Genomic DNA, 2,504 nt, shown 5'->3' with positions numbered 1-2,504 from the left:
GTAAGCGTCGTTCTCAGGCCACGGCTTTGAGGGCTTGAGCGCGGTAGGCCCAGGGCAGTAGCTGGTCGATGTCGCGGTTTGGATGCCCGTTGACGATCCTGGTCAGGACATCGGTGAGATAGGCGAGCGGATCGACGTCGTTGATCTTGCAGGTCTCGACCAGGGACGCGACGACAGCCCAGTGCTCGGCACCACCGTCGGATCCAGCAAATAGTGCGTTTTTGCGACTGAGCTTGATGCCACGGATTGATCGTTCGACGGTATTGTTGTCGAGTTCGATGCGGCCGTCATCGATGAAGCGAGTTAAGCCTTGCCAGCGCGAGAGGGCGTAGCGGATGGCGTCGGCGAGCTTGATCTTCTGGCTGATGAGAGCCAGCTTGGCGCGCAGCCATACCTCGAAGGCATCAGCCAGTGGTCGGCTCTTCTGCTGCCGCACGAGGCGACGTTCCTCCGCGCTGCGGCCGCGGATCTCCTTCTCGATCCCATAGAATGCGGCGATGTGCTTCAGCGCGTCGCTCGCGATCGGAGCGGGGCCGGCTGTCGCGAGTTCGTAGAAGTTGCGCCGCATGTGCGCCCAGCAGAAGGCGAGCTCGACCTCGCCACGTTCGGCAAGCTTTGGGTAGGCGTTGTAGCCATCGACCTGCAGGACGCCCTTGAAGCCGGCAAGATGGCTGAACAGCCGCTCGGCTTTGCGGTCGGGTGCATAGACATAGGCGATGCCTGGCGGATCGAGACCGCCCCAGGGCCTGTCGTCGGCGGCATAGGCCCAGAGCTGGCCGGTTTTGGTGCGGCCCCGGCCTGGATCGAGCACCGGCACCGTCGTCTCGTCGGCGAACAGCTTGGACCTCGCGCGAAGCACCGTGAGAAGGCGCTCATGCAGCGGGCGCAGATGGAAGGCGGCATGCCCCACCCAGTCCGCCAGTGTCGATCGATCGAGAGCGATGCCCTGGCGGGCATAGATCTGGGCCTGCCGGTAGAGCGGCAGATGATCGGCATATTTGGACACCAGAACCTGGGCGACGGTTGCCTCCGTCGGCAGTCCGCCCTCGATCAAGCGGGCCGGAGCCTCGGCCTGCATGACGCCATCTTCGCAGGCTCGGCAGGCGTATTTGGGACGTCGGGTGACGACAACGCGGAACTGCGCCGGCACCATGTCCAGCCGCTCGCTCTTGTCTTCGCCGATCTGGTGCAGGTCGCCCTTGCAGCAGGGGCAGGTCTTGGCGTCGAGGTCGACCACGACCTCGATCCGCGGCAGATGCGCCGGTAGTGCTCCGCGATTGTTGCGGCGCTTGCGTGCGCGCTCCGCTCGCCCTTCCGGTGCTGTCTCGTCCTGGCTGGCTTCCGTATAGGCCGCAACCTGTTGGACGTCCTCGAGACCGAGCAGCATCTGCTCCTCGGGAAGCGACTCTGCCTTCCGGCCAAAGCGATGACGCTGCAGCTCTTTGATGATCTGGCGCAGCCGCTCGCTCTCGTGCCGCTCGGCCAGCAGCATCGCCTTCAGCGTCTCGGGATCATCAGGAAGGTTATCGCTCACAGGCAAATCAGAGCATATTCGCGCTCGCCTGACGACGTGCTCGATGCCCCTGATTCACTTCGCCGCAGCGCGGCCCACAACTATCCGGCTTGCGTCGGGACGACCGTCTCCCGTGCCGCGTGGACACGCCGCCAATCGAGCCCTTCGAGCAGCGCCGACAATTCCACCGCCGACAAACGCATCACGCCATCCTCGATCTTCGGCCAGCGGAAGACGCCTTCCTCGAGCCGCTTGGCGAACAGGCACAAACCCGTACCGTCCCAGAAGATCAGCTTGATCCGGTCCGCCCGCTTGGCACGGAACACATAAACAGCACCCGAGAACGGATCGGCCTTCATGTGCTCGCGTACAAGCATCGCAAGCCCCTCCATTCCCTTGCGGAAGTCGACCGGCTTGGTTGCCACCATTACCCGGACAGTTCCGGACGGGCCGATCACCGGCTTGCCTTCAGCGCATGGACGATGGCCGCAATCATCGCCACGTCCGCACCGCGGCCGACCCGGATAGTGACGCCTTCGGCTTCGATCTCGATGCCCCCGGCATCGCAAGGGCGAGCCCGGACATCCGGCTTGGCCTTGCGTCGCGCTGTCTTGCGCTCATGGCCAACAGCCACGGCCGGTACCATGGCGTCTACCACCGCCGGTACAAACGGCGGATCGTCAGCCATCGGCGTCGGCAACCGGCGTGCTTGCCGGCGCCAGGTGAACACTTGTTGTGGGGTCAGCCCGTGTCGTCGGGCAATCTCGGAAACGACCGCGCCTGGTACCAGCGTCTCCTCGACGATCCGGGCCTTGTCGTCCTTCGAGAACCAACGACGGCGTCCCGTCTCCGTGATCACTTCCAGCCGGCGCGCCGTCACGTCCGACTTAAGCGTATGGTCAAGCATAGACACAGGCCGATCCCTTTAAAGAGATCGTGAAACTCGCCTATCCCATGTGCCGCGAGAAGGTGGGAGCGGAACGACGCTTAC

Annotated in this window: 3 protein-coding genes; all 3 read right to left on the bottom strand. The window is 64.1% G+C overall.

Going from position 1 to position 2,504, the window contains the following annotated elements; translation table 11 throughout:
* Window positions 1-13 precede the first annotated feature (13 nt).
* A complete protein-coding gene (gene tnpC / locus Q2941_RS51300) occupies window positions 14-1,492 on the bottom strand; it encodes an IS66 family transposase (RefSeq protein ID WP_254113322.1) in 1,479 nt (492 codons plus the stop codon).
* A 122-nt stretch (window positions 1,493-1,614) separates the two neighbouring features.
* Entirely contained in the window at window positions 1,615-1,971 is a 357-nt protein-coding gene (tnpB, locus tag Q2941_RS51295) for an IS66 family insertion sequence element accessory protein TnpB (protein ID WP_254107233.1), read from the bottom strand.
* On the bottom strand, window positions 1,968-2,420 hold the full coding sequence (gene tnpA / locus Q2941_RS51290; RefSeq protein ID WP_254113323.1) for an IS66-like element accessory protein TnpA: 453 nt from the start codon (window positions 2,418-2,420) through the stop codon (window positions 1,968-1,970). Before tnpA ends, tnpB begins: the two co-directional genes overlap by 4 nt.
* Window positions 2,421-2,504: the final 84 nt, after the last annotated feature.

The organism is Bradyrhizobium sp. UFLA05-153 (genome assembly GCF_054185185.1).
The sequence above is the reverse complement of the archived record's forward strand: the minus strand, read 5'-3'. Positions and strand labels throughout refer to the sequence as shown.

Bases quoted from the DNA above. Each gene is read 5' to 3' on its own strand.
- tnpC (WP_254113322.1), bottom strand. From the start codon at position 1,492: ATGCTGCTGGCCGAGCGGCACGAGAGCGAGCGGCTGCGCCAGATCATC.
- tnpA (WP_254113323.1), bottom strand. From the start codon at position 2,420: ATGCTTGACCATACGCTTAAGTCGGACGTGACGGCGCGCCGGCTGGAA.